19 protein-coding genes and 2 pseudogenes are annotated in these 22,915 nt (G+C 71.7%); 7 read left to right on the plus strand and 14 right to left on the minus strand.

The window, feature by feature from the left end:
- Positions 1-71: 71 nt before the first annotated feature.
- A pseudogene (locus ACZ466_RS37755) lies at positions 72-518 on the plus strand (DedA family protein); the annotation flags it as partial.
- Between the two features lie 129 nt (positions 519-647).
- Here ACZ466_RS37755 and ACZ466_RS37760 read toward each other — a convergent pair.
- Positions 648-1,229 carry a DUF4126 domain-containing protein gene (locus tag ACZ466_RS37760; RefSeq protein WP_378281713.1) on the minus strand — a complete coding sequence of 194 codons (582 nt, stop codon included), beginning with the start codon at positions 1,227-1,229 and terminating at the stop codon, positions 648-650.
- Positions 1,230-1,356: 127 nt separating this feature from the next.
- On the opposite strand from ACZ466_RS37760, the gene ACZ466_RS37765 reads away from it, so the two are divergent.
- Positions 1,357-2,394, plus strand: a complete 1,038-nt coding sequence (locus ACZ466_RS37765; protein ID WP_378281714.1) for an SGNH/GDSL hydrolase family protein — start codon at positions 1,357-1,359, stop codon at positions 2,392-2,394.
- On the opposite strand, the gene ACZ466_RS37770 is transcribed toward ACZ466_RS37765, so the two are convergent.
- The 4 genes from ACZ466_RS37770 to ACZ466_RS37785 form a co-directional block, all read right to left on the minus strand.
- Positions 2,378-5,293 (minus strand): hypothetical protein, encoded by a 2,916-nt coding sequence (locus tag ACZ466_RS37770; RefSeq protein ID WP_378281715.1) that lies wholly within the window; start codon positions 5,291-5,293, stop codon positions 2,378-2,380. The genes ACZ466_RS37765 and ACZ466_RS37770 overlap by 17 nt on opposite strands.
- A gap of 204 nt (positions 5,294-5,497) precedes the next feature.
- The gene (locus ACZ466_RS37775; RefSeq protein ID WP_378281716.1) at positions 5,498-6,643 is read right to left on the minus strand and encodes an NAD(P)H-dependent flavin oxidoreductase; all 1,146 of its coding nucleotides are present in this window, start codon (positions 6,641-6,643) and stop codon (positions 5,498-5,500) included.
- Positions 6,644-6,660: 17 nt separating this feature from the next.
- Entirely contained in the window at positions 6,661-7,062 is a 402-nt protein-coding gene (locus ACZ466_RS37780; RefSeq protein WP_378281717.1) for a Zn-ribbon domain-containing OB-fold protein, read from the minus strand.
- A gap of 4 nt (positions 7,063-7,066) precedes the next feature.
- Positions 7,067-8,242, minus strand: a complete 1,176-nt coding sequence (locus ACZ466_RS37785; protein ID WP_378281718.1) for a thiolase family protein — start codon at positions 8,240-8,242, stop codon at positions 7,067-7,069.
- Between the two features lie 241 nt (positions 8,243-8,483).
- On the opposite strand from ACZ466_RS37785, the pseudogene ACZ466_RS37790 reads away from it, so the two are divergent.
- Positions 8,484-8,918: pseudogene (locus ACZ466_RS37790) on the plus strand (MFS transporter); the annotation flags it as partial.
- Between the two features lie 214 nt (positions 8,919-9,132).
- Positions 9,133-9,753, plus strand: coding sequence for an MFS transporter (locus ACZ466_RS37795; protein WP_464041838.1), 621 nt, complete (start codon positions 9,133-9,135; stop codon positions 9,751-9,753).
- Positions 9,754-9,823: 70 nt separating this feature from the next.
- On the opposite strand, the gene ehuA is transcribed toward ACZ466_RS37795, so the two are convergent.
- From ehuA to pip, 9 genes are all read right to left on the minus strand, one after another.
- A complete protein-coding gene (ehuA, locus tag ACZ466_RS37800) occupies positions 9,824-10,693 on the minus strand; it encodes an ectoine/hydroxyectoine ABC transporter ATP-binding protein EhuA (protein WP_378281720.1) in 870 nt (289 codons plus the stop codon).
- Entirely contained in the window at positions 10,680-11,333 is a 654-nt protein-coding gene (ehuD, locus tag ACZ466_RS37805; protein ID WP_378281721.1) for an ectoine/hydroxyectoine ABC transporter permease subunit EhuD, read from the minus strand. Before ehuD ends, ehuA begins: the two co-directional genes overlap by 14 nt.
- On the minus strand, positions 11,333-12,046 hold the full coding sequence (gene ehuC, locus ACZ466_RS37810; protein ID WP_378281722.1) for an ectoine/hydroxyectoine ABC transporter permease subunit EhuC: 714 nt from the start codon (positions 12,044-12,046) through the stop codon (positions 11,333-11,335). The genes ehuD and ehuC overlap by 1 nt, the downstream gene beginning before the upstream one ends.
- A 3-nt stretch (positions 12,047-12,049) precedes the next feature.
- Positions 12,050-12,949, minus strand: a complete 900-nt coding sequence (gene ehuB / locus ACZ466_RS37815; protein WP_378281723.1) for an ectoine/hydroxyectoine ABC transporter substrate-binding protein EhuB — start codon at positions 12,947-12,949, stop codon at positions 12,050-12,052.
- Between the two features lie 214 nt (positions 12,950-13,163).
- Positions 13,164-14,072, minus strand: a complete 909-nt coding sequence (gene thpD, locus ACZ466_RS37820) for an ectoine hydroxylase (protein ID WP_378281724.1) — start codon at positions 14,070-14,072, stop codon at positions 13,164-13,166.
- Positions 14,069-14,464: an ectoine synthase gene (locus tag ACZ466_RS37825; protein ID WP_378281725.1), complete on the minus strand. Its 396-nt coding sequence runs from the start codon at positions 14,462-14,464 to the stop codon at positions 14,069-14,071. Before ACZ466_RS37825 ends, thpD begins: the two co-directional genes overlap by 4 nt.
- Before the next feature lie 73 nt (positions 14,465-14,537).
- Positions 14,538-15,800, minus strand: a complete 1,263-nt coding sequence (gene ectB / locus ACZ466_RS37830; RefSeq protein ID WP_378281726.1) for a diaminobutyrate--2-oxoglutarate transaminase — start codon at positions 15,798-15,800, stop codon at positions 14,538-14,540.
- A 166-nt stretch (positions 15,801-15,966) separates the two neighbouring features.
- Positions 15,967-16,533, minus strand: coding sequence for a diaminobutyrate acetyltransferase (ectA, locus tag ACZ466_RS37835; protein WP_378281727.1), 567 nt, complete (start codon positions 16,531-16,533; stop codon positions 15,967-15,969).
- 514 nt (positions 16,534-17,047) lie between these two features.
- Positions 17,048-18,019, minus strand: coding sequence for a prolyl aminopeptidase (pip, locus tag ACZ466_RS37840; protein WP_378281728.1), 972 nt, complete (start codon positions 18,017-18,019; stop codon positions 17,048-17,050).
- 696 nt (positions 18,020-18,715) lie between these two features.
- Between pip and ACZ466_RS37845 the strand changes: the two genes are divergently transcribed.
- The 3 genes from ACZ466_RS37845 (at position 18,716) to ACZ466_RS37855 (ending at position 22,816) form a co-directional block, all read left to right on the plus strand.
- Positions 18,716-20,287: a coiled-coil domain-containing protein gene (locus ACZ466_RS37845; RefSeq protein ID WP_378281729.1), complete on the plus strand. Its 1,572-nt coding sequence runs from the start codon at positions 18,716-18,718 to the stop codon at positions 20,285-20,287.
- A gap of 193 nt (positions 20,288-20,480) precedes the next feature.
- Entirely contained in the window at positions 20,481-22,166 is a 1,686-nt protein-coding gene (locus tag ACZ466_RS37850; RefSeq protein WP_378281730.1) for a CTP synthase, read from the plus strand.
- On the plus strand, positions 22,163-22,816 hold the full coding sequence (locus ACZ466_RS37855) for an NUDIX domain-containing protein (protein WP_378281731.1): 654 nt from the start codon (positions 22,163-22,165) through the stop codon (positions 22,814-22,816). Before ACZ466_RS37850 ends, ACZ466_RS37855 begins: the two co-directional genes overlap by 4 nt.
- Positions 22,817-22,915: the final 99 nt, after the last annotated feature.

The raw sequence follows: 22,915 nt of genomic DNA on the forward strand, positions 1-22,915 counted from the left end.
GTTGCCCCTGGGCGGCGCGGTCGAACGCGCGGGGGCACGGGGTGGAATGGATCGTCGACGGCGTCCGGACGATGGGGGAGCTTCCCTTCGCGGTCGTGTTGGTCGTCGCGGGGTTGTTGGCGTTCGCGGAGTCGGGGCTCGGGCTCGGCGCGCTGGTTCCGGGAGAGACGGCGGTGCTGCTGTTGGGCGCGTCGGCGGCGGAACCCGTGCGGTTCGCCAGCATGCTGGTGGTCGTGGCTCTGGGGGTGACGGCGGGCGACCATGTCGGTTACGGCATCGGGCGCCGGTACGGGTCGCGCCTGGGGCGGACGCGGGTCGTCCAGAGGCTCGGCGAGCGGCACTGGGAGCGGGCGCTGGCGGCGCTGCGCCGGCATGGGGCCGCGGCGGTGTTCCTGACGCGGCTCGTCCCGGTCGTGCGGACCCTCACCCCGGCCGCGGCGGGGGCGTCGCGGGTGCCCTACGGCCGTTTCCTGCCTGCTTCACTGGCCGGGGCGCTGCTGTGGGCGAGTGTGTACGTGGGGCTCGGCGCGTTCGCGGGGGCCTCGGTGGCGCGGCTGGAGCGGCTGCTCGGCGCGGCGGGCTGGGCCTTGGCGGGGGTGCTGGCGGTGGTGGTGGTCGTCGCGTTGGCGGTGCGGCGCCGGCGGGCCTCAGCCCGGTTGCTCCTCGCGTCGTCTGCGGAGGCGGAGCAGGCGGTATCCGACGTAGCCGAGCATGGCGAGGCCGATCAGCGCGACCACCGGGGCGAGGACGGCAAGCAGGCTCATGCCCAGGGAGAAGGTGTCCTCGACGGTGCTGACGACGGGTGCGCCCGCGCCGAGGGTGCCGGCGTTGACGACGGGACGGACGGAGGTCTTGGTGAGGTGGACGATGAGGGCGACGGCGATGCCGAGCGTCCAGCCGATCCACGGGTTGTCCCGCATGAACGTGGAGTCGTCGACGCGGGCGGCGGCCTCGGTGGCGGCGAAGACGGCGCCGCCGGAGGCGGGGCGGATCAGGGTCTGCATGATGTCGTTGACGGTGTCGACGACCGGGACCTTGTCGACGACGACCTCGGCGGCCAGCAGCAGGGCCAGCAGTGCCAGCACCCGACCGTCGGCCAGCCAGGCGAACTCCGCGGGCAGCCGCACCAGGTCGCTGTGGCGGTCGAGCAGGCCGACGACGAGGGCGGGGATGAAGGCGTTCAGGCCCGCCGCGGACGACAGGCCCAGACCGGTCAGCACGGAGAGCACCGTCCCAGGATCCCGCACTCAAGATCGTTGAGCGCGCGGTACGGAAAATAATCTACAATGTAAAGGCGGGAACCCGGGCGGCCCTCGCGGCGTCTGCCAAGGGGGAGCCGGAGAAGGGGACGGTGGCATGCGAATCCCGGGCGTACGCTTCGGCCCGCGCGGCCGGGCGGTCGCGGTGCTGGTCGGACTGCTGGCGGTCGCGATCACCCCGCTGGTGGCGCTGCCCGCCGTCCGGTGCGAGGTCTTCGGCGCCGGCTGCCCTGCGAAGATGAAGGTCGCCAGCGCCGATCCGGCGCGCGCGCAGCCGCAGCGCAGGGCGCTCACCCCGGCCGAGGCCGCCGCGCAGGGTACCTACGTGGCCCTGGGCGACTCCTACTCCTCGGGCCTCGGCGCCGAGGCCACCGTGGCCGACCAGAACCCGCTGGAACGCTGCCAGCGCACCTCCAAGGCCTACTACCACCAGGTCGCCAAGAGCTTCCCGTTCAAGGGCAGCGCGTTCTGGGCCTGCTCGGGCGCCACCACCCGCACCTTCCTGAGCGGCAAGTCGGGCGAGCCCTCCCAGCTCACCCGGATCGACGCGAACACCAGCCTGATCACCATCAGCGTGGGCGGCAACGACGTCGGGTTCTCCAAGGTGCTGGCCGGGTGCGTGGTCAAGCTGCCCTGGAGCCGCAGCTGCTCCGACCAGGGCCGCGACGTGGCCGCCCGGATGGCCGAGCTGCGCCGCACGCTTCCCGACCTGTACTCCAAGGTCACCGCGAAGTCGCCCAAGGCGAGGGTGATCGTGATGGGGTACCCGCGGGCGTTCTCCGAGGCCGACGGCGCCGGCGGCGACAACCTCTCGGTCGCCGACCAGCAGTGGCTGAACGCGCGGGCCCGCGACCTGAACGAGCTGATCCGGCAGACCACGGCGGAGGCCGACCAGCGGATCGCCGCGACCGGCGGGGCCGGCAGCGTGGAGTTCGCCGACGCCTACAGCACGTTCGCCGGGCACGAGGTGGGCAGCTCCGACCCGTACATGAACGGCCTGGCCGTCAGCGTCTCGGCCCTGGCCGCCGAGCCGCGCAGCTTCCACCCGACCGTCCGGGGCCACGAGGCCCTGGCCCGCCTGTTCGTCGACCAGGTCGGCAAGGGCCCCGGCCGCCCCCTCAACCAGTACCGCTGAGCGGCGGCCGCGGGCACGGATCCAGGCCCGGAGCCGAGGCGCCGCCGCCGCTGAGCCGTCCGCACACCGGCTCGGACTTCACCCGCCCGTCCTGAGCGGTGATCTTGACCAGGGTGAGGCCCCGATTGCCCGGCCCGGCCCGGCTGTGGGTCTCCCGGGTGAGGTCGACCTTCCCGGTCGCGCCGTCGGGCACCGTGACGTGGGGCAGGGCGAGCCGGACGGAGCCCGAAGTGACCGAGCGGCTGCCCGGAATCTGGGCCGGATCCGGCCGGTTCAGCCCGAGCACGTTGAAGGAATTCTGCGCCGCCTGTATCAGGGCCGAGGTCGCGTCGAAGGCGAGGGCCATATGACCGTCGACCAGTACCGGGTCGGCCCCCTGGATGGTCGCTCCGTTGCCGAGGCCGAGGAAGGCGGGATTGCGCGCGAGGAGGAAGAAGGAGCTGATCGTGGCCCGGCTGTTCGCGATCAGGTGCGGAAGGTGGGCGAAGGCGGTGTGGTAGAAGGTGATCTTCGGATGCAGGGCGACCTGGTACGGCCCGGTCCCGAACTGGTACTTCGTCACGTCGTCCCCGGCCACCACGGTCAGTTCCCGATCGGTGCAGCCGCCGAGGGCGAGGCCGTGCATGAAGCCCCACAGGTCTTCGGCGCGCCCGGCGAAGTACACCAGCGTGTAGGGACTGGAATCCGCCCCTGCGCAGGCGTTCCGGACCTTGTCGGAGATGTCGTTGGAGCTCAGGTACGGCACGCTGTCCACATGGCGAGGTCGCAGCGCCTCCAGCACGCCGGAGGCCAGTTCGGGGCCGTAGGCGTCGTCGGAGGGGTCGGACGCCCTCGACACGATCATGATGCGCTCGATCGGGCGGGTCCCCGATTTCTCACGTGCGGCCGCTTTGGCCGCCGTGGCCTGCTCGAGGCTGGTCGAGGCCAGCGAATAGTAATGCGGGAGTGCGGGCAGGCGGTCCGAGGAGTTGGCGGTGCCCAGCACGGGGAGGCCTGCGTCGTGCAGTCGCCGGATGGCTCTTTGCGTGTGCGCCGTGTTGCGGGCCAGGCCCACCACGCCGATGACCGTCGGATCCCTGCGGGCGAGATCCAGCATGCGGTCGGCGGCGATTCCGGCCAGGCCCATGTCCTGGCCGGTGTTGACGGGCAGCAGCCGCACCTGCAGGAAATTGCCGACCTGGCCGGGATGCTGCCGCCCGTTGTTCCGCACCTGTGCGAGGTGGGCGCCCGCGAGTTCCCTGATGCTGCTCACGGCGCGGTCATGTTCGCCCTGCCGGGCGGTGAAGGCCCCGGCGTGGAGCACGGTGACATAGGGTTTTCTGCTTTTTCTGACCCGCTCGTTCTCTTTGTTGATCTTGTTTTGCAGGTCGGCGAGAGTCAGCCGGGAGCCGGTGTTGCCGGGGCTGGGCGGGCGCACTTCGCTGTCGATTCCGACGCTTGGCCGGCCGCGTTCGAAGCGGACTTTCCCGGTCGCGACTCCCGCGCATTCCTTGAAACCGTCGGGATGCCTGTGCAAACGGGTGTCGGTGCTCCAGTCGAAGGTGATCCCCACGTTGCAGTAGTCCAGGCGAAGGCTGGCCTGCACCATGCCCGCGATGATGGCCAGCGCCGCCACTCCGGCGAACAGTCCGCGCCTGGACCAGGCCCACGTCCAGCGGGGGCGGCGGCGGGGTGTCGCGGGACGCGAGGGAATGGAGGCGGCGTCCCCGGGCTGGACGGGCAGGCGGAGCAGCCAGGGCAGCGGCACGTGGCTGCTGGGGGGCTGGAGGGTGCCGAGCGCCGCGCGCCATCCCCCGTAGATGCCCAGAAGTGACTTCCGTTCGGGGGTGGGGGATGGGCCGGGGAGTTCGCCGCGGTGGGCGGAGTCCGCTGAGGCGATGACGAGGAGCGGGTGCATTTCGCTGCGCTGGCTGCGGATGTCGCTCAACGCCGCCAGCAGGTCTATCCCGCCGTTCTTCTCGGTGACCCCCTTGAGGAAGAGCACGGGAGGGGCGGAACGTTTGAACCCGCGCAGGTCGGGTGAGAGCCTGCGGTGGTTCGCCCGCATGTCCTCCAGAAAGGCCAGCGTTTTGATCCGGAGCAGGAAGTCGTGGGGGGCGGAAGTGGTCAGGCGCCTGAGGACCTCGTAGAGGCGCCCCTCGAAGCCGGTGCGGCCCTGGGCGCCGCCGCTCCCGTCCCCGAGGATCCTGATGAGGGAAGACGTGGCCAGCCACCGGTATCGGCCGCCGAAGCCCACGCGGGAGAGGACCGGGAGCCAGACTCCGCGGGCGGGGAGCGCGGCGGTCAGGAAAAGCAGGCCGAAGAGGATTCCTGTGATGGCCAGCGCGATCCAGTTGTTCTGTCCGGCGAACCCGCCGATGATGCCGCCGGCCACCGCCATGACGAAGGCGGCCACCGTCGCGCCTTGGGCGAAGACGTTGGCGGACCGGTTGCGTCTGGGGAACAGGCTCGCCTGCCTGTTCCAGGCCGTCACCGCGACGGCCGACATGTCCTGTGAATCGGATGCGTGGCCCCGGGCCGCGGCGGCGGCCTCCTCCAGCGTCCTGACCAGGTCTGATCGGGGGAAACGGAACGCGCCGTAATGAGGGGATTCGGCGACCCAGTGGATATTCTGCGTCAACCGGTCCAGCAGCGTGCATGCCCTGGAGCGGGGGTTGCGCGACTCGCCGCCCTGCTCTCCGTTCTCGCTCAACTCCACGTACTGGTGGGTGAGGTTCAGTTTCTCGGCGCATTTGTGCAGCGCCGCCATGTACGCGCTTTCGTCGACGGCGATGGTGCCCGGCTCGATGACCACCACCGGGAACGGGCGTACGTGTAACCGCCAGGGGAGCGGCCGGGTGAGCCGGTTGAACAGGGTGAAGAGTTCGCTGGCCGAGTCCGGTTCTCGGGGGGCGTTCACCCATCGTCTCCCTCGGTCGCGGTGTCCTGAGGGGCGCGTTGTGAACCCATGTGTCATTAATCCACGTGGGCGTGCGCCCTGCGGTGGAGCGGCCGCGCGGGGAGCGACATCGCTTGGTGCGAGCGTATAGAGGCTCTGTGTCGAGTGATAGGAAAAAGTGCGAATTGCGCCGGGGGTAGGGGTGACCTCCGGTGGAGAGTTGAGTTACTCGCCGGAGATGGTGTTAAGGCGGTCGAGGGCCTCGGCGAAGTCCCGCATCATGTCGTAGACGACCTGGCGGGCGGGCTTGACCGTGTTCATCAGGCCGACGCACTGGCCGACGAAGTAGTTGGCCAGCGCGCGGGCTCCCGGGTTGCCCGACTCGGCGATCTTCTCGATCTGGGCCATGGCGCCGTGGGCGACGATCATCTGCAGCGGCATGCCGAGCGGCCCCGGGCTCGCGGGGTCGTCCCACTCGTCGGTCCAGGCCGAGCGCAGCTGGCGGGCGGGCTTGCCGGTGCGCGAGCGCGAGCGGACGGTGTCGCGGGAGGTCGCGGCGAGCATCTTCGCCTTGACGGTCGGCGAGGTCTCGGCCTCCTCGGTGGTGAGCCAGACCGAGCCGCACCACACACCGGAGGCGCCCAGCGCCAGCGCGGCGGCCATCTGGCGGCCGGTGGCGATGCCGCCCGCGGCCAGGACGGGGATCGGGGCGACGGTGTCGACGATCTCGGGCACCAGCACCATGGTGGAGATCTCGCCGGTGTGGCCGCCGGCCTCGCCGCCCTGGGCCACGATCAGGTCCACCCCGGCGGCGACCTGGCGGCGGGCGTGCTCGGCGGTGCCGACCAGGGCGGCGACCGGGATCCCGGCGGCCTTGGCCTTGTCCACCATGAGGGGCGGGGGAGTGCCGAGGGCGCTGGCGATCAGCCGGATCGGGTGGGACAGCGACACGTCGATGAGCTCGGTGGCGCCCTCCTTGGTCACTTGGGTGCCGCCGCGGGAGTCGCCGCGGCGGGCGCGGTCCAGGTCGGGCGGGGGCACGTCGTACTTCGCGAAGAGGCCCGCCAGGAACGCCCAGTGCTCCTTGGGGACGGCGGCGAGCATGGTGTCCAGGCCGCCCTCGCCGCGCCCGGCCCGTTCCGCCGACTCGTCGATCTTCCCGGGGACCAGCACGTCGACCCCGTAGGGGCGGCCGTCGACGTGGTCGTCGATCCAGCGCAGCTCCTCCTCCAGCCGATCGGGGGTGTAGGCGACGGCGCCGAGCACGCCCATGCCGCCGGCGTTGGTGACGGCGGCGACCACGTCCCGGCAGTGGCTGAAGGCCAGCAGCGGGAACTCGATCCCGAACCGCTCGCAGATCTCGGTGCGCATCTCGCGGCTCCCTCGGCTCAGTGGGCGGGGCGGAAGAGGAGGTAGGCCTCGCCTTCGGCGGGGTGCTCGAAGGAGGCTTCGAGGGGGAGGCCCTCGCGGAGGGCGGCGGGGGCGGCGCCGTCGAGCCGGGCGTGCAGCCAGGGGCCCTCCTCCAGCTCGACCAGCGCCAGCACGGCCGGGGGCGGGACGGTGCCGTCGGCGCGGGGGCGGCCGTGCGTGACCGTCCAGGTGACGAGGGTCGCCGCGCCGCTCGCCCCGGCCCAGGCCAGGTCCTCGGCGCCGCAGCCGGGGCAGGAGTGCTGGTCGGGGGCGTGCCAGCGGTCGCACGCCGCGCAGCGCTTGATGACCAGCCGGTCGGCGGCGGTGCCGTCGAAGAACGGATCGGTGCGCCCGTCTCGCTTGAGGATGCCGATCTCCATCGGGTCAGGCCCCCTTCGGGTGCGGGCTGAGGATCAGCGTGGAGTGGTGGTCGAGGATGCCGCCGTTCCCGCTGACCAGGACGACGTCGTTGCCGGCCTGGCGGTCGCCGCCGTCGCCGCGCGCCTGGACGACGGCCTCCGACAGCGGCGTCATGCCCCACATGTAGTACGCCGAGAGCTGGCCGCCGCCGGTGTTGGTCGGGAGCGCGCCGCCGGGACCGAGGGCGCCGGAGGCGGCGAACGCGCCGCCCTCGCCCTTGGCGCAGAACCCGTAGTCCTCCAGGGTCACCAGCACCGTGTAGGTGTAGCAGTCGTAGAGCTGGCACTGGCTGACGTCGTCGACGGTCACCCCGGCCATCTTCATCGCGGTCGGGCCGGAGGTGAGCGCGCCCGTCGTGAGGCCGAAGCCGCTGCCGCGCTCCTTGCGGTGCCCGGGGTGGCCCTGGCCCCAGCCCCACAGGTGGACGGGCGGGCGGGCGAGGTCGCGGGCGCGGTCGGCGCCGGTGACCACGATGGCGACGGCGCCGTTGGAGACCAGGCAGCAGTCCAGCAGGCGCAGGGGTTCGGCGATCCAGCGGGAGGCCCGGTGGTCGTCCAGGGTGATCGGCTCGCGCATCTGGGCGATCGGGTTGCGGACGGCCCATTCGCGCGTGCTGACGGCGATGGCGCCGAGCTGCTCCTCGGTCGTCCCGTAGCGTTCCATGTGGCGGCGGGCGGCCAGGGCGTAGAAGGCGTTGACGCTGCGGAACCCGAGGGCGGCCGTCATCCCGCCGAACCCGTACCAGGCGGGCGAATCGCGGTGGTACGCCTCGCCCGCCGACGTCTTCGGTTTGAGCGGGGCGTCGGCGAAGACGCAGGCCACGGTGGACGCGGCGCCGCTGAGGATGGACATCGCCGCGTACGACACCATGGCGCCGGCGGTGGCGCCGAAGGAGTTCATCTGGGACAGCAGCCGCAGGTCGCGCAAGCCGAGGGTGTCGGCGAGCTCGATGCCGGGGGAGCCGCCCATGCCGTGGCTGACCAGTAGGCCGTCCAGGTCGTCCAGGGACAGCCCCGCGTCGGCGGTGGCGAGCCGGACGGCGTCGGCCGCGAACCGGCGGGGGCTGCGCCCGTACACCTTGCCGAGCTCGGTCATGCCGAGTCCCACGATGGCCGTGCCCGAGGCCGCTGTTCCGGTCACGCGTGACCTCCCTTCGCCGGAGCTTGCGCCCCACGGTACCGAATCCGATTCGGCTGCGAAAAGACAGGTGTTAACCCGATATTGGACATGACACCCCGGGTGCGGTAGCAACGGTCGGGTGACCCCCAGCGACATACCCGCCCCGACCGCCCGAACCGGCCGGGTCGCCCCCGGGCGCGACGCCGCGCCCTCCGGGCTGGCCGGCCGCGACTTCCTGCTCCTGCTGGCGGCGACGTTCGGGATGTTCTCCAACCACGCCGTGCTGATCTCGGTGGTGCCGCTGTGGTCGGTCGGCGGCGGCGCCGGGCACGGCGGAGCGGGCGCGACCACCGGGACCGTCATGGCGGTCACGGTGGCCGTCCAGCTCGCCATGGGCCGGCTGACCCGCCGGTTCGGGGCCCGCGTCCTGCTGCCGGCAGGGGCGCTGCTGCTGGGCGTGCCGACCTTCGCCTACGCGGCCTCCGCCGCGCTGCCGTGGGTGCTGGCGGTGTCGGCGGTGCGCGGGGCCGGGTTCGGCATCGTCACCGTCGCGGGCGCGGCGCTGGTGGCGGGCCTGGTCGCGCCCGGCCGCCGCGGACGGGCCGTCGGCCTGTACGGCCTGGCCGTCGGGCTGCCGCAGGTGCTGATCCTGCCGGCGGGGCTGTGGGCGGCCGAGCGGTACGGCTTCGTCCCGGTCTTCGTGGCCGCGGGGGCCCTGAGCGTGCTCGCCGCCCCGCTGGTGGCGGTCATGTCGCGGCACCCGGCGCTGGCCCCGGCGCGGGGCGCCGCCTCCGGGACGTCCCGCACGGGCGCACCGTCGCTCCGCTCGCGGCTGTCGGCGTCATTCCGGGAGGACGACCCCGCAGACCCCCCCGGCAAGTGCCGGGCCGACATTCCTCGCTTCGCTGCGGGTGTCGGCCGCAGGCCGCGCGCTGACCCGGGCGGCGGGCCCCTGGACGGCGCTGTTCGCCGCGGCGAGCGCCCTCGGCGGCGTCGTCTCGTTCCTGCCCCTCGCCCTGCACGATCCCGCCGCCGCCGCGGTCGCGCTGTTCGCCCTCTCCGCGGCGATCATCGCCGGGCGCTGGGGCGCCGGGGTCTGGAACGACCGCTGCGGGGCCGGGCGGCTGACCGCACCCGGGGGCGTTGCGGGCGTGGCGGGGATGGCGGGGATGGCCGCCGCCGCGGCGATGGACGGGGGCTGGGCCACGGGCGCGGCCGTCGCCGCCGCGACCCTCTACGGGCTCGGGTTCGGGCTGGTCCAGAACGACACGCTGGTGGTGATGTTCCAGCGCTCCGGCCCGGACGGGCACGGCACGGCCAGCGCCGCCTGGAACATCGCCTTCGACGCCGGGACCGGCGCCGGGGCCGTGGCGATCGGGCTGCTGTCCGGCGTCCTGGGGATCGCCGGGTCGTTCGCGGTGGCGGCCGCCGGGATGGCCGCAGCCCTCCCGGTCGCCTGGCTGGACGCCCGCGGCCGCGGCCGTGGCGGCGCCGCACGCCCTGACCACGGCGCCCCGGGGCGCGGGGGGTGAACCACCCGCGCTCCCGGGGCGACGGGAGCGCGGGTGATCCATGGCGCCGCGGTACGCCCGGCGGCGGCCCCTACGAGGCCAGGACCGCCTGGAGGAAGTCCCGCGTGCGCTGTTCGGACGGCTCGCCGAAGATCTGCTCCGGCGGGCCCTCCTCCACGATCTGCCCCTGATCGAACATCAGTACGCGGTCGGAGATGTCCTTGGCGAAGCCCATCTCGTGCGTGACGCACAGGATGGTCAGGTCGCTCTCCTTGGCGATGTCGCGCAGCAGGTCCTGCACGCCCACCACCAGCTCGGGGTCGAGGGCCGAGGTGACCTCGTCCAGCAGCAGCACCTGCGGTTCCATCGCCAGCGCGCGGGCGATGGCGACGCGCTGCTGCTGGCCGCCCGAAAGCTGGGTCGGGTGGGCGGCGGCCTTGTCGGCCAGGCCGACCATGTCCAGCAGCTTGCGGGCCCGTTCGGCGGCCTCGTCCTTGGACAGCCCCAGCACGTGCACCGGCCCCTCGGTGAGGTTGCGCAGCACGTTCATGTTGGGGAACAGGTTGAACTGCTGGAACACCATGCCGATCTTCTTGCGCATCTCGTGCAGGTGCTTCTCGTTGGCCGGGACGAGCTTCCCGCCCTTGTCCATGTGCGACAGCGGCTCGTCGCCCACCCGGATCACGCCGTCGTCGACCTTCTCCAGGGTCATCAGCAGCCGCAGGATGGTGGTCTTGCCCGAGCCGCTGGGCCCGATGAGCGTCACCCGCTCGCCGGGGGCGACGGTGAAGTCGAGCTCGCGCAGCACGACGTTCTGGCCGAACCGCTTGACCACCTTCTCGAAGCGGATGCCCGGCGCCTGGCTGGGCCCCTTCGGCGGCGGGCCGTCGCCCTTCGCGAGCGGGACGCCCGAGGCGTCCTCGGGAGTCGGGGCCGGGGGTGTGGCATCAGTAGGTGGCATAGCGCCTCTCCAGGCGACGGACGAGGATCGAGGACGGGACGCTGACGGCGACGAAGAGCAGGCCGACCATCGTGATCGGTTCGAGGAACTGGCCTCCCACGGAACCGGCCTGGTAGGCCGCGCCGAGCAGCTCCACGACCGTGATCCCGAAGATCAGCGGACTGTCCTTGAACATGGCGATGAGGTAGTTCCCGAGCGAGGGCACGACCTTGCGGACGGCCTGAGGAAGGATCACGTCCTGCCATACCCGCCGCTTGGGCAGGTTGAGCGCGACGGTCGCCTCCCATTGGCCGCGGGGGACGTCGGAGATGCCCGCCCGGTACACCTCGGCGGTGTAGGTGGAGTAGTGCAGTCCCAGGCCGAGGATTCCCGCGGTGAGCGGGCCGAGGGTGAGCCCGATCGAGGGGAACACGTAGTAGATGTAGAACAGCTGCACCAGCAGGGGGGTGCTGCGGATGAACTCCAGGATCCAGCGCGTCGTCTGGCTGACGGCCTTGTTGGGGGAGCGGCGCAGCAGCGTCCACACCAGCCCCAGGGCCAGCGCCAGCACGTAGCCGAGCACCGTGGCGAGGATGGTGACGCGCAGGCCGTTCAGCAGGTCGGGGAGGATCTCCCCGGTGTAGGTCCAGTCCCAGGTCATCACATCACCCCGCTGCCGGGCGCGCTCGCCGACACGGTGGCCAGGCTCTGCTCACGCGACGGCGTCCGGCCGAGCATCCGGTCCACCCGGCGCTCGGCGTACCGCACGAACAGCTGCAGGAACTGCGCGATGATGAAGTAGAGCACCAGGATCGTGGTGTAGGTCCAGAACGTCTCGCCCGTGGACGACTGGATCTGCTTGGCCCGGAACGTCAGATCGCTGATCGTGATCAGCGAGACCAGCGCGGTGCCCTTCATCAGCTCGATGAGCAGGTTGCCGAACGGCGGCAGCATCAGCGCCACCGCCTGCGGCAGCAGCACCCGCCGCATCCGCTGCGCCGGCGTGAAGTTGAGCGCCACGGTGGCCTCGTACTGGGCCTTCGGCACGGCGTTGATCGCTCCGCGGACCACCTCGGCGCCGTAGGCGCCCACGTTCAGGCCCAGCGCCAGCACCGCGGCGAAGATGGTCGTGAACCGGAGTCCCACCAGCGGCAGCGCGTAGAAGAACCAGAACATCAGCACCAGGGTCGCGGTGCCGCGGAAGAACTCCACGTAGACCCTGTTGAGAGCGCGCAGGGCGGGATTGCGCGCGGTGCCGGCCAGTCCGAAGACCAGCGCGAGCACCGCGGCGAGCGCGCTCCCGTACAGCGTGAGCTGGATGGTGATCCCCGCGCCCCGGAGCAGCAGCTGGTAGCTGTCGAGGACGTGCCCCATGGGTCAGACCGCGCAGAACTTGGCGGCGGTGTCGCCCGGGCCGGGCAGCTCGGCCTGGCTGAACCCGAACGGCTGGATGATCGGCAGCAGCTTGTTCTGCTGCTTGAACTCGGTGAGCTTGTCGTTGAACGCCTTGAGCAGGTCGGTATCGGCCTTGCGGAAGCCGAACCCGCCCGCGCCCAGCTGCTCCTTGCCGTCGATCACCGGGGTGAACGCCTCGGTGACCTCGAACGGCTCACCCGGGTGCTTGGACAGCAGGTCGGCCAGCGAGATGCGGGTCAGCGCGATCGCGTCGATCCGCCCGGCCTTCAGGCCCTCGTACGCGTTGGGCTGGTCGGGGAACGGCTTGATCTGCCCCTTGGGCACGCCCAGCTTCTCGGCGTAGCCGCCCTCGACCGCGCCGGTGAGCACGCCGATGTTGGCCTTGGACCTGGTGACGTCCTCGAACTTCAGGATCTTCTTGGGGTTGCCCTTGGGCACCATGAACGCGGTCTTGGCCACGTAGTCGGGGTCGGAGAAGGCGGCCGAGGCGCACCGCTCCTTGTTGATGAACATGCCGGCCGCGATCACGTCGAACCGCTTGGCGTTCAGCCCCGCGATCAGCCCGCCGAAGTCGACCTGGACCCCCTCGACGTTGGGGATGCCGAGCTCCTTGAAGATCGCCCTCGCCAGTTCCGGCGCCTCACCGGTGAGCTTGCCGGACTTGTCGGTGAAGCCGTAGGGCGCCTCGTTGGCGAACCCCACCTTGATCTTGCCCTCCTGCTTGGCGCGTGCCAAGGAGCCGCCGCCCTGGCGCTCGGTCTCCGGGTTGGTGGTCGAGCAGCCGGCGGCGGCCAGCGACACCCCGCCGGCCAGCAGGGTCGCGGTGCGCAGGAAGTCGCGCCTGGAACTGGAGGAAGTCATCGTTGATCTCCTAGTGATGCCCCGCGACCGCCGGGGGCCGCTGGGGCCCTCCGGCGGTCGCGGGGCCGTCGGTCGGGTATGTGGGTCGGGATCGGCCGGAACAGGCGCCGGACGGGACGCTCGGGACTGACCGGACTGATCGGACTGACGGGACTTGCGGGACTTGCGGGACTAATAAACCGTTCTAGGGGAATCGGGCGCGCGGCGCAGTCGGTTACGCCCCGACAGGGGTGAAATCGCGGGCGCCGATGAACGCGGGCCTCGGCTCGTCCGCCGAGAACGGCTCGGTGCAGGCGTTCTCGACGCTGTTGAACACGATGAACACGTTCGAGCGCGGGAACGGCGTGATGTTCCCGTTCGAGCCGTGCATGCAGTTGCAGTCGAACATCGTGGCCGAGCCCGCCGGGCCGGTGAACAGCTCGATCCCGTACTTGTCGGCCAGGATCGACAGGCTGTTGGGGTCGGGCGTGCCGATCTCCTGGCGCCTCAGCGACTCCTTGTAGTGGTCGGCGGGCGTCTCGCCGACGCACGACACGAAGGTCTTGTGCGATCCGGGCATGATCATGAGACCGCCGTTGTGCACGAAATTCTCGGTGAGCGCGATGGAGATGCTCACCGCCCGCATGCGGGGCATGCCGTCCTCGGCGTGCCAGGTCTCGAAGTCGGAGTGCCAGTAGAAGTCCTTGCCCGTGAAGCCTGGCTTGTAATTCACCCGGCTCTGGTGCACGTAAACATCCGAACCCAGGATCTGCCGGGCACGGCCCACCACGCGGGGGTCGCGGACCAGCTCGGCGAACACCTCGCTGAGCTTGTGCACCTCGAAGATGGAGCGCACCTCGTCGGTGCCGCGCTCGGTCACGGCGCGCTCGTCGCGCAGCACCGCCGGGTCGGCCGACAGCCGGCGCAGCTCGGCCCGGTAGTCCTCCACCTCGTCCGGGCGCAGCAGCTCGTCGACGTTCAGGAAGCCGTTGGTCTCGAACGAGTCGAGCGTGGCGGCGTCGACCGGGCCGTCCTCGGGGCCGCCGTACACCACCGGGTCCTGCCGGTACAGCAGCACCGCCTCGCCGCACTTACGGGTGGGATAGGGGTCGTCGATGCTCGGATGGCTCTCGATGATGCTCATGCGTCCTCCTCGGTGAGCAGGGGGTAGACACCGTTCTCGTCATGGACCTCCTGGCCGGTGACGGGCGGGTTGAAGACGCAGACGGTGCGCACGTCGGTGTGGGCGTTCAGCGTGTGGTGCTCGTGGCCGTTGAGCAGGTACATCACGCCGGGCTCGATGCGGTGCCGCTCGCCGGTCTCCTCGTTGACGAGCTCGCCCTCGCCCTCGATGCAGTAGACCGCCTCGATGTGGTTGGCGTACCACATCTTGGTGGACGTCCCCGCGTACAGGACGGTGTCGTGCAGGGAGAAGCCGACCCTGTCGCCGGCCAGCACGAAGCGGCGGCTGCACCATGTCGGGGCCTGCACGTCGCGCTCGGTGCCGATGATGTCCTTGAGAGAACGGACGATCATTGGTGTGTTCCTTTCGTTCTGCGGGCCGGGGCGCGGGGCCCCGGCCGCCGGGGGCGGTGGACCGCGGCGGCGGTCAGACCGCCACCGTCGCGCGGACCGCGCGGACCGACTCGGCGATGATCTCCAGACCCCGGGCGAGCTCGGCGTCGGTGGTGGTCAGCGGCGGCAGCAGCTTGACCACCTCGCCCTCCGGCCCGGAGGTCTCCATCAGCAGCCCGCGGCCGAACGCCTCGGCGCACACCCGCGGCGCCATCTCGGCGTCCCGCATGACCAGGCCCCAGGCCAGCCCGCGGCCCCGGACGCCCTCGATGGCGCCGGCGTGCTCCAGCGCGATCTCGTTCAGGGCCAGCTCGACCTGCTGGCCCTTGGCCAGGGTCTGCTTCTCCAGGCCCTCGCCCGTCCAGTAGTCCTCCAGGGCGGCGGTGGCGGTGATGAAGGCGGGGTTGAAGCCGCGGAAGGTGCCGTTGTGCTCGCCGGGCTCCCACACGTCCAGGTCGCGCCGCATCAGCGTGATCGCGAACGGCAGCCCGTAGCCGCTGAGCGACTTGGACAGGCAGACGATGTCGGGGGTGATCCCGGCCTCCTCGAAGCTGAAGAAGGGTCCGGTGCGGCCGCAGCCCATCTGCACGTCGTCGACGATCAGCAGGATGTCGTGCCGCTTGCACAGGTCCGACAGGCCGCGCAGCCACTCGGCGGTGGCGACGTTGAGGCCGCCCTCGCCCTGGACGGTCTCGACGATCACCGCGGCGGGCTTGTCGAGGCCGCTGCCGCTGTCGTCCAGCATCGTCTCCAGCAGCAGGAAGTCGGGGGTGCGGCCGTCGAGGTAGTTGTCGTAGGGCATCGCCACGCCGTGACCCAGCGGCACCCCGGCGCCGTCCCGCTTCATCGAGTTGCCGGTCACGGCCAGCGCGCCCAGCGTCATGCCGTGGAAGGCGTTGGTGAAGCTGATGACGCTCTCCCGGCCGGTGAATTTCCGGGCCAGTTTGAGCGCCGCCTCCACCGAATGGTTGCCCGCCGGACCGGGGAACTGCACCTTGTAGTCGAGCCCGCGCGGGGCGAGCACGATCTCGTTGAAACGGTCCAGGAAGTCGCGTTTGGCGACCGTGTACATGTCGAGCCCATGGACCACCGAGTCGCTCGCGAGGTAGTCCATGAGCCGCTGTTTAAGCTGCGGGTTGTTGTGCCCGTAGTTGAGCGTTCCCGCACCGGCGAAGAAGTCGAGGTAGGTCTTGCCGTCCTCGTCGGTCATGTGGCTGCCGCGGGCGGTGCTGAACACGGTCGGCCAGCCCCTGCAGTAGCCGCGGACTTCAGATTCGAGGTGGGCGAAAACATCCATGTTTCTGCCTCCGGCAGGTGTGGTGAACGGGCTGAGAACGGGCTGCGAACTGTCGGGAGATGAACTGGGCGCCGGCTGTGAGATCGCTGCGAACGGGCTCCGGACGGGCCTCGGGCGGGCAGGGCGCGCCGCCTGGAGGGGCGGGGCGACCCGTCCGCGGAACGGATCAGACGGCCTTCCCGTCGGGCGCGACGGACGGCGTCGCGGGCGGGAAGGGGCCGATGCGGAAGAGGACCTCCGGGTCGTGCCCCTCGGGAAAGTGCTCGGGCGTGAACAGCGGGCTGCGGGCGACCGCGCAGCCGCGGCCGCGGGCGAAGGACTCGAACATCCTGGTGGAGGCGGTGTTGTCCGGTGTGACGGTGGCCTCCAGGTAGCGGCAGCCGCGGGCCGCCATCCGGTCGCCGAGCCCGTCGAGCATGCGCCGCGCCAGGCCGAGGCCGCGGTAGGTGTGGTCGACGGCGACCTGCCAGACGAAAAGGGTGTCGGGCCGGTTCGGCCGCGTGTAGCCGGTGATGAAACCGCACGCGGCGGAACCGTCGCGGGCGACCACGGAAGTGCCGGCGAAGTCGCGGCACCACAGCACGTAGCTGTAGGGCGAGTTCACGTCGAGAACTTGCGAGTCCCGTGCCAGCCGCCACATCTCCGGGCCATCCGTAAGACGGGGCTCCTCGAGCCTAATGGCCGGGTCCGGTCCGGATCGGTCAGGGGGCGATTGCAGGGGTTGCGCTGCCATGTCCAGGTAATTTAGCGAATCCCGGCCACTGATCGCTACGGAATGTTATGTGCGAGATGTTTAGGGTGTGGCGCACGGGGTATAACAATGTGCTTGTCAAATTCGGTGCCATTTATGCGCCACGCGGGCGCGCGTGGCGGGCGCTATTCCGGGCGATACGCAGGGGTAACCGGGGTGTCTGCGCCGCAGCTGCACCGGAGTCTCATCGAGGGGCACTCTAGTGATTTGTTACGAGCAGATGACGTTATTTATGTCTCATTTCTGTGACGTGAATCACACAATCCGGTTGTCAACGGGGTGTGTGCGGTGAGCGTCACGTTGCGTCACGCGAGGTGAGAGGGCCATGGGGCTGGTGGGCCGCACCCGGCGACCGCCCGGAGGTCCCCCGAACGCCTCGCCGGTAAGGGCTCCCGAGAGGACCACCCCCGTGACCGGGGGCCCGCGAGGGCGGCCCGCGGCGGCGGCTCGATGACGGCGAAATGACCGCTATGTGACGGAGTTGTTACCCGGCGGATCAGCCCGTCGAGCGGGCGAAGCGGTCGGTCGCCTCGATGAGGCGGTGGAGGATCCCCGGCTCACTGTAGGCGTGCCCGGCGTCGTCCACCAGATGGAACTCGGCCTCGGGCCAGGCGCGGTGCAGATCCCACGCGGTCGCGGCCGGGGTGCACACGTCGTACCGGCCCTGCACGATCACCGCCGGGATGTGCCGGATCCGGTCCACGTCCCGCAGCAGCTGCTCCTCCTCGAAGAACCCCTCGTTGACGAAGTAGTGGTTCTCGATACGGGCGAAGGCCACCGCGTAGTCGGGCTCGCCGAAGGACTCGGCCAGCTCCGGGTCGGGACGCAGCGTGACCGTCCGGCCCTCCCACTGCGACCACCCCCGGCCGGCGGCCACCCGCACCTCGCGGTCTGGCGAGTTCAGCCGTTCGGCGTAGGCGGACAGCAGGTCCTCGCGCTCGTCCTCGGGGATCGGCGCGAGGTAGTCCTCCCACAGGTCGGGGAAGAGCAGCGAGGCGCCCTCCTGGTAGAACCAGTACAGCTCGAACGGGCGCAGCATGAAGATGCCGCGCAGCACCAGCTCGGTGACCCGGTCCGGATGGGCCTGCGCGTACGCCAGCGACAGCGCGCTGCCCCACGACCCGCCGAACACCTGCCAGCGCTCGATCCCCAGGTGCTCGCGCAGCCGTTCCATGTCGGCCACCAGATGCCAGGTGGTGTTGGCCTCCAGCGACACCTCCGGGTCGGCGGCGTGCGGCGTGCTGCGCCCGCAGTTGCGCTGGTCGAACAGCACGATCCGGTACGCCTCGGGGTCGAACTGCCGGCGGTGGTCGGGGCTGCAGCCGCCGCCGGGCCCGCCGTGCACCATCACCGCGGGCTTGCCCCCGGGATCGCCGCACACCTCCCAGTAGATGTGATTGCCGTCGCCGACGTCGAGCAGCCCGGAGTCGTACGGCTCGATCGGCGGATACAAGGTCCGAAGCTCCATGCTGAGATTATTGCGGCGCCCTCGGCGTCGGGCGCTGAACGCCCCCTCTGCTCATTGCGGCGCCCTTGGCGTCGGGCGTTGAACGCCCCCTCTGCTCATTGCGGCGCCCTTGGCGTCGGGCGTTGAACGCCCTCCTTCGGCGGGCGCCGCGTGCGATTGCTGCATCGCTCCGACTCGCCTGGCGGCTCGCTGCGCGATCAGGTTCTCGCAGGCTCGAACCTGGCTTCGCTCGCAATCGCAACGGTTGAGCGTCGTAGGGGGGTGAGGTTGTGTCGACCGGATAGCCGCTCATGGCGGCGTCGCGTGCGATTGCCGCATCGCTTCGACTCGCCATCGCAACGGCTGAGGTCGGCGGTGGCTGAGTAGAGTGGCTGAGGCGGGTGCGCCCCGGCGGCGCCCTCGTGCGATTGCTGCATCGCTCCGGGGCGGCGCGAGCCCGTCGAGTCGGAGTTTCGGACGCTCAGGAACCTGCTCATCGACGGCCCGGAGCGGATTCATGCGCGCGAATAGACCACGCGGATCACGAAACTAAACCCCAAACTGGGCAAACGTCGTGCTGGTCGGCACTAGAGTGCCTTGGGTGAGCGAAGCGACGAGCCGCCGGGCGGACGATCGACGCCGGGCGAGGAGTGCGGCGAACACCATGAGTACGACGCCCCCGCGTCCGCGGCCCCGCGCCGCCAGGCGAGGAGACACGTGAGCGAGCTGAACGGATCGGGGTCGCGCCCCGTCCCTGACACCGGTGCGCCCTGGCCCGCCATGGGCCGGGACGCGGCCGCCCAGCAGCCCATCAAGGCCGCCTCGCCGGGGCGTCCCGGCGAGGCTGCGCGGCCCGAGCAGGACAGGCCCGAGGCCCAGCCCTGGGACATCGTCGAGCGGCTGCGCCAGATGGCCGACCTCATCGGCGACGCGCTGGCGGCCGGCGAACGCAAGGTCAGCGAGGCGCAGACCGACGCCCAGACGCAGGTCGCCGCCGTCCAGGCCGAGAAGGACGCGGCGCAGCGCGACGCCGCGGCCGCCTGGGGTGAGGTGCAGCGTGCGCGGGGTCAGGCCGAGCAGGCCGACCGGCGCGCGGTGGAGGCCGAGCGGCGCATCGCGGAGGCGCAGAGCGACGCGCAGGCGCAGATCGCGGCGATCACCGCCGAGAAGGAGTCCGCGCAGCGCGACGCGGCGGCCGCCTGGGGTGAGGTGCAGCGTGCGCGGGGTCAGGCTGAGCAGGCCGACCGGCGCGCGGTGGAGGCCGAGCGGCGGCTGGCCGAGGCGCAGAGCGACGCGCAGGCGCAGATCGCGGCCGTCCAGGCCGAGAAGGAGTCCGCGCAGCGCGACGCCGCCGCGGCCTGGAACCAGGCCCAGCAGGCGCGTGTCCAGGCCGACCAGGCGCGCGTCCAGGCCGACCAGGCCCGGGCGCAGGCCGAGCAGGCCCGCTCCCAGATGGAGCAGGCCCAGGCCGGGATGGAGCAGGCCGAGCGCAGGGTCGCCGAGGCCGAGGCCACCGTCCGGCAGGCCATCACCCAGCGGGACGCGATGAGCGAGGCCCGCGACGACGCCCTGCGCGCCGTCGAGGACGCCGTCAACGCCCGCCGCGCCGCCGAGGCCGAGCGCGACCGGATGGCCGAGCAGGCCGCCGAGCTGTCCCGGGCGCTGGAGTCGGCGCACGGCGACCTGTCGGGGCTGCGCGCCAAGCTCACCGACGCCGAGATGAAGGCGCAGAACCTCCAGCACACCGCCGCCGCGGCCGCCAAGGAGGCCGAGGAGGCCCGGCGCCGCGTCCAGGGCGCCGAGGCCGAGCGCGAGCAGGCCCTCGACACCGCCGCCCAGTCGCTGGAGGCCGCCAAGAAGGCCGAGCGCGAGCGGGACGCGGCCGGCCAGGCCCGCGACGCCGCCGCCTCGGCCCGCGAGGCCGCCGAACGCGGCCGGGAGGCGGCCGAGCGCGGCCGGGAGGCCGCCGTCCAGGCGCAGGCCCGCGCCGAGTCCGAGCTGACGCTGGCCCGCGGCCAGGCCGAGCAGGCGGGCCGGGAACGGGACAAGGCCGTCACCGGGATGCGCCAGGTCGCCGCCGAGCGGGACGCGGTCGCCGAGAAGCTCAAGGAACGCGACCAGTGGGTCGACCAGCTTGCCCAGGCCGTCACCGAGCAGCGCGCCGCGATCGCCGAGCTCTCCCAGGAGCGCGACGCCGCCCGGCAGGCCGCCGACCAGGCCCGGTCGCTGATCGACGAGCTCACCCGGCAGCTGCGCACGATCATGCCCACGGCCGCCCCGCGGATCTGACCGGCGTTTTCGCGGCGCGGGAACCGTTTCCGCGCCCGATTCGGTCAACCCGGCCGGGAACCGGCCTCTGACCAGGGGCCTGACCGACCTGGACGGGCACGACCCGGACGGGCCACGGTGTCGTGCCTGTTATCCTGGTGGCCCGTGGACAGTGCGGTACCGTCCGCCTCGCAACGACCACGGGAGCGCCTTCTTGCCTTCGGCAGCCACTGGTAGAACACGTCCTACCAAGCATCTCTTCGTCACCGGCGGTGTCGCCTCCAGCCTCGGCAAGGGACTGACGGCGTCCAGCCTGGGGCGGCTACTCGCCCTGCGCGGCCTGCGGGTCACGATGCAGAAGCTCGACCCCTACCTCAACGTCGACCCCGGCACGATGAACCCGTTCCAGCACGGGGAGGTCTTCGTGACCGACGACGGGGCCGAGACCGATCTCGACATCGGCCACTACGAGCGGTTCCTGGACACCGAGCTGCACGGGTCCGCCAACGTCACCACCGGCCAGGTCTACTCCAACGTGATCGCCAAGGAGCGGCGCGGCGAGTACCTCGGCGACACCGTGCAGGTCATCCCGCACATCACCAACGAGATCAAGGACCGGATCCGCGGCATGGCCGCCGACACCGACGTCGACATCGTCATCACCGAGGTCGGCGGCACGGTGGGCGACATCGAGTCGCAGCCGTTCCTGGAGTCGGTCCGCCAGATCCGGCACGAGATCGGCCGCGACAACTGCTTCTTCCTGCACGTGTCGCTGCTGCCCTACATCGGCCCCTCCGGCGAGCTGAAGACCAAGCCCACCCAGCACTCGGTGGCCGCGCTGCGCTCCATCGGCATCCAGCCCGACGCGATCGTGTGCCGCTCGGACCGGCCGATCACCGACGGGCTCAAGCACAAGATCTCCATGATGTGCGACGTCGACCGCGAGGCCGTGGTCTCCGCGGTGGACGCCGCCAGCATCTACGACATCCCCAAGGTGCTGCACGCCGAGGGCCTGGACGCCTACGTGGTGCGCCGCCTGGGCCTGCCCTTCCGCGACGTGGACTGGGGCGCCTGGGACGAGCTGCTGCGCCGCGTCCACCGGCCCGCCCGCGAGGTGACGATCGCGCTGGTCGGCAAGTACATCGACCTGCCCGACGCCTACCTGTCGGTCACCGAGGCGCTGCGGCACGGCGGGTTCGGCAACGACGCCAAGGTCAACATCCGCTGGGTCAAGAGCGACGACTGCGAGACCCCCGAGGGCGCCCGCCGCGAGCTCGACGGCGTCGACGGCGTGCTGATCCCCGGCGGGTTCGGCGTGCGCGGCATCGAGGGCAAGCTCGGCGCGGTCCGGCACGCCCGGGAGAACCGCGTCCCGCTGCTGGGCATCTGCCTGGGCCTGCAGTGCATGGTCATCGAGGCGGCCCGGTCGCAGGGCGGGCTGCCCGGCGCCGGCAGCACCGAGTTCGACCCGGCCGCCGCCCACCCGGTGGTGGCGACCATGGCCGACCAGGTCGACGTGGTCGCGGGCGAGCGCGACATGGGCGGCACCATGCGGCTGGGCCTGTACCCGGCCGACCTGGCCGAGGGCTCGGTGGTGCGGGAGCTGTACGGGGAGGCCAAGGTCTCCGAGCGGCACCGGCACCGCTACGAGGTCAACAACGCCTACCGCGAGCAGCTGGAGCAGGCCGGGCTGCGCTTCAGCGGCCTGTCGCCCGACGGCCGCCTGGTGGAGTACGTGGAGCTGCCCCGCGAGACGCACCCGTTCTTCGTGGGCACCCAGGCGCATCCGGAGTTCCGCTCCCGCCCGACCCGCGCGCACCCGCTGTTCGCCGGGCTGGTCGCGGCCGCCCTCGACTACGCCGAGCTGCGCGGCGGCGCCGACGCGGTGTCGACCTCGTGAGCGGTCCCGGGGCCGTCCCGCCGGGCGTGGACGACGTGCGCGACCGCCGCGACCGCTGGGAGGTCGTCGCCACCGAGCGCGTGTTCGAGGGGCACGTGTTCGACGTGCGGCGCGACTCGGTGCCGATGCCCAGCGGCGGCACCACCGAGATCGTCCACCGCGACGTCATCGAGCATCCCGGGGCGGTCGGCATCCTCGCCGTCGACGACGCCGACCGGGTCCTGCTGCTGCGCCAGTACCGGCACGCCTCCGGCTACCTGCTGTGGGAGGCGCCGGCGGGGCTGCGCGACGTGGCCGGCGAGCCGCTGCACAAGCTGGCCGAGCGCGAGCTGCTGGAGGAGGCCGGCTACCGCGCCGACCGCTGGGACGTGCTGGCCGACGTGCTGCCCTCCTCCGGGATGTCGGACGAGCGGGTGCGGATCTTCCTGGCCCGCGGCCTGACCGAGGTGCCCGCCGACCAGATCGACTTCGAGCGGGTGCACGAGGAGGCCGACATGCCGGTGGTGTGGGTGCCGCTGGACGAGGCGGTCCGCAAGGTCCTCGCCGGTGACCTGCACAACATGATCGCGGTGACCGGGATCCTGGCCGTGCACGCGGCCCGCGCCCGCGGCTACCGCGACCTGCGCCCGGTCGACGCGCCCGAGGGCTGAACCGCCGCCCGTGCGGGCGCCCCCGGCCGGGCGCCCGCACGGGCCCCCGCACGGGCGCATGTCGGTTTTGTTGCGACATCGGCCCGCGGCGCGCGCGGA

The organism is Actinomadura rugatobispora (genome assembly GCF_055379765.1).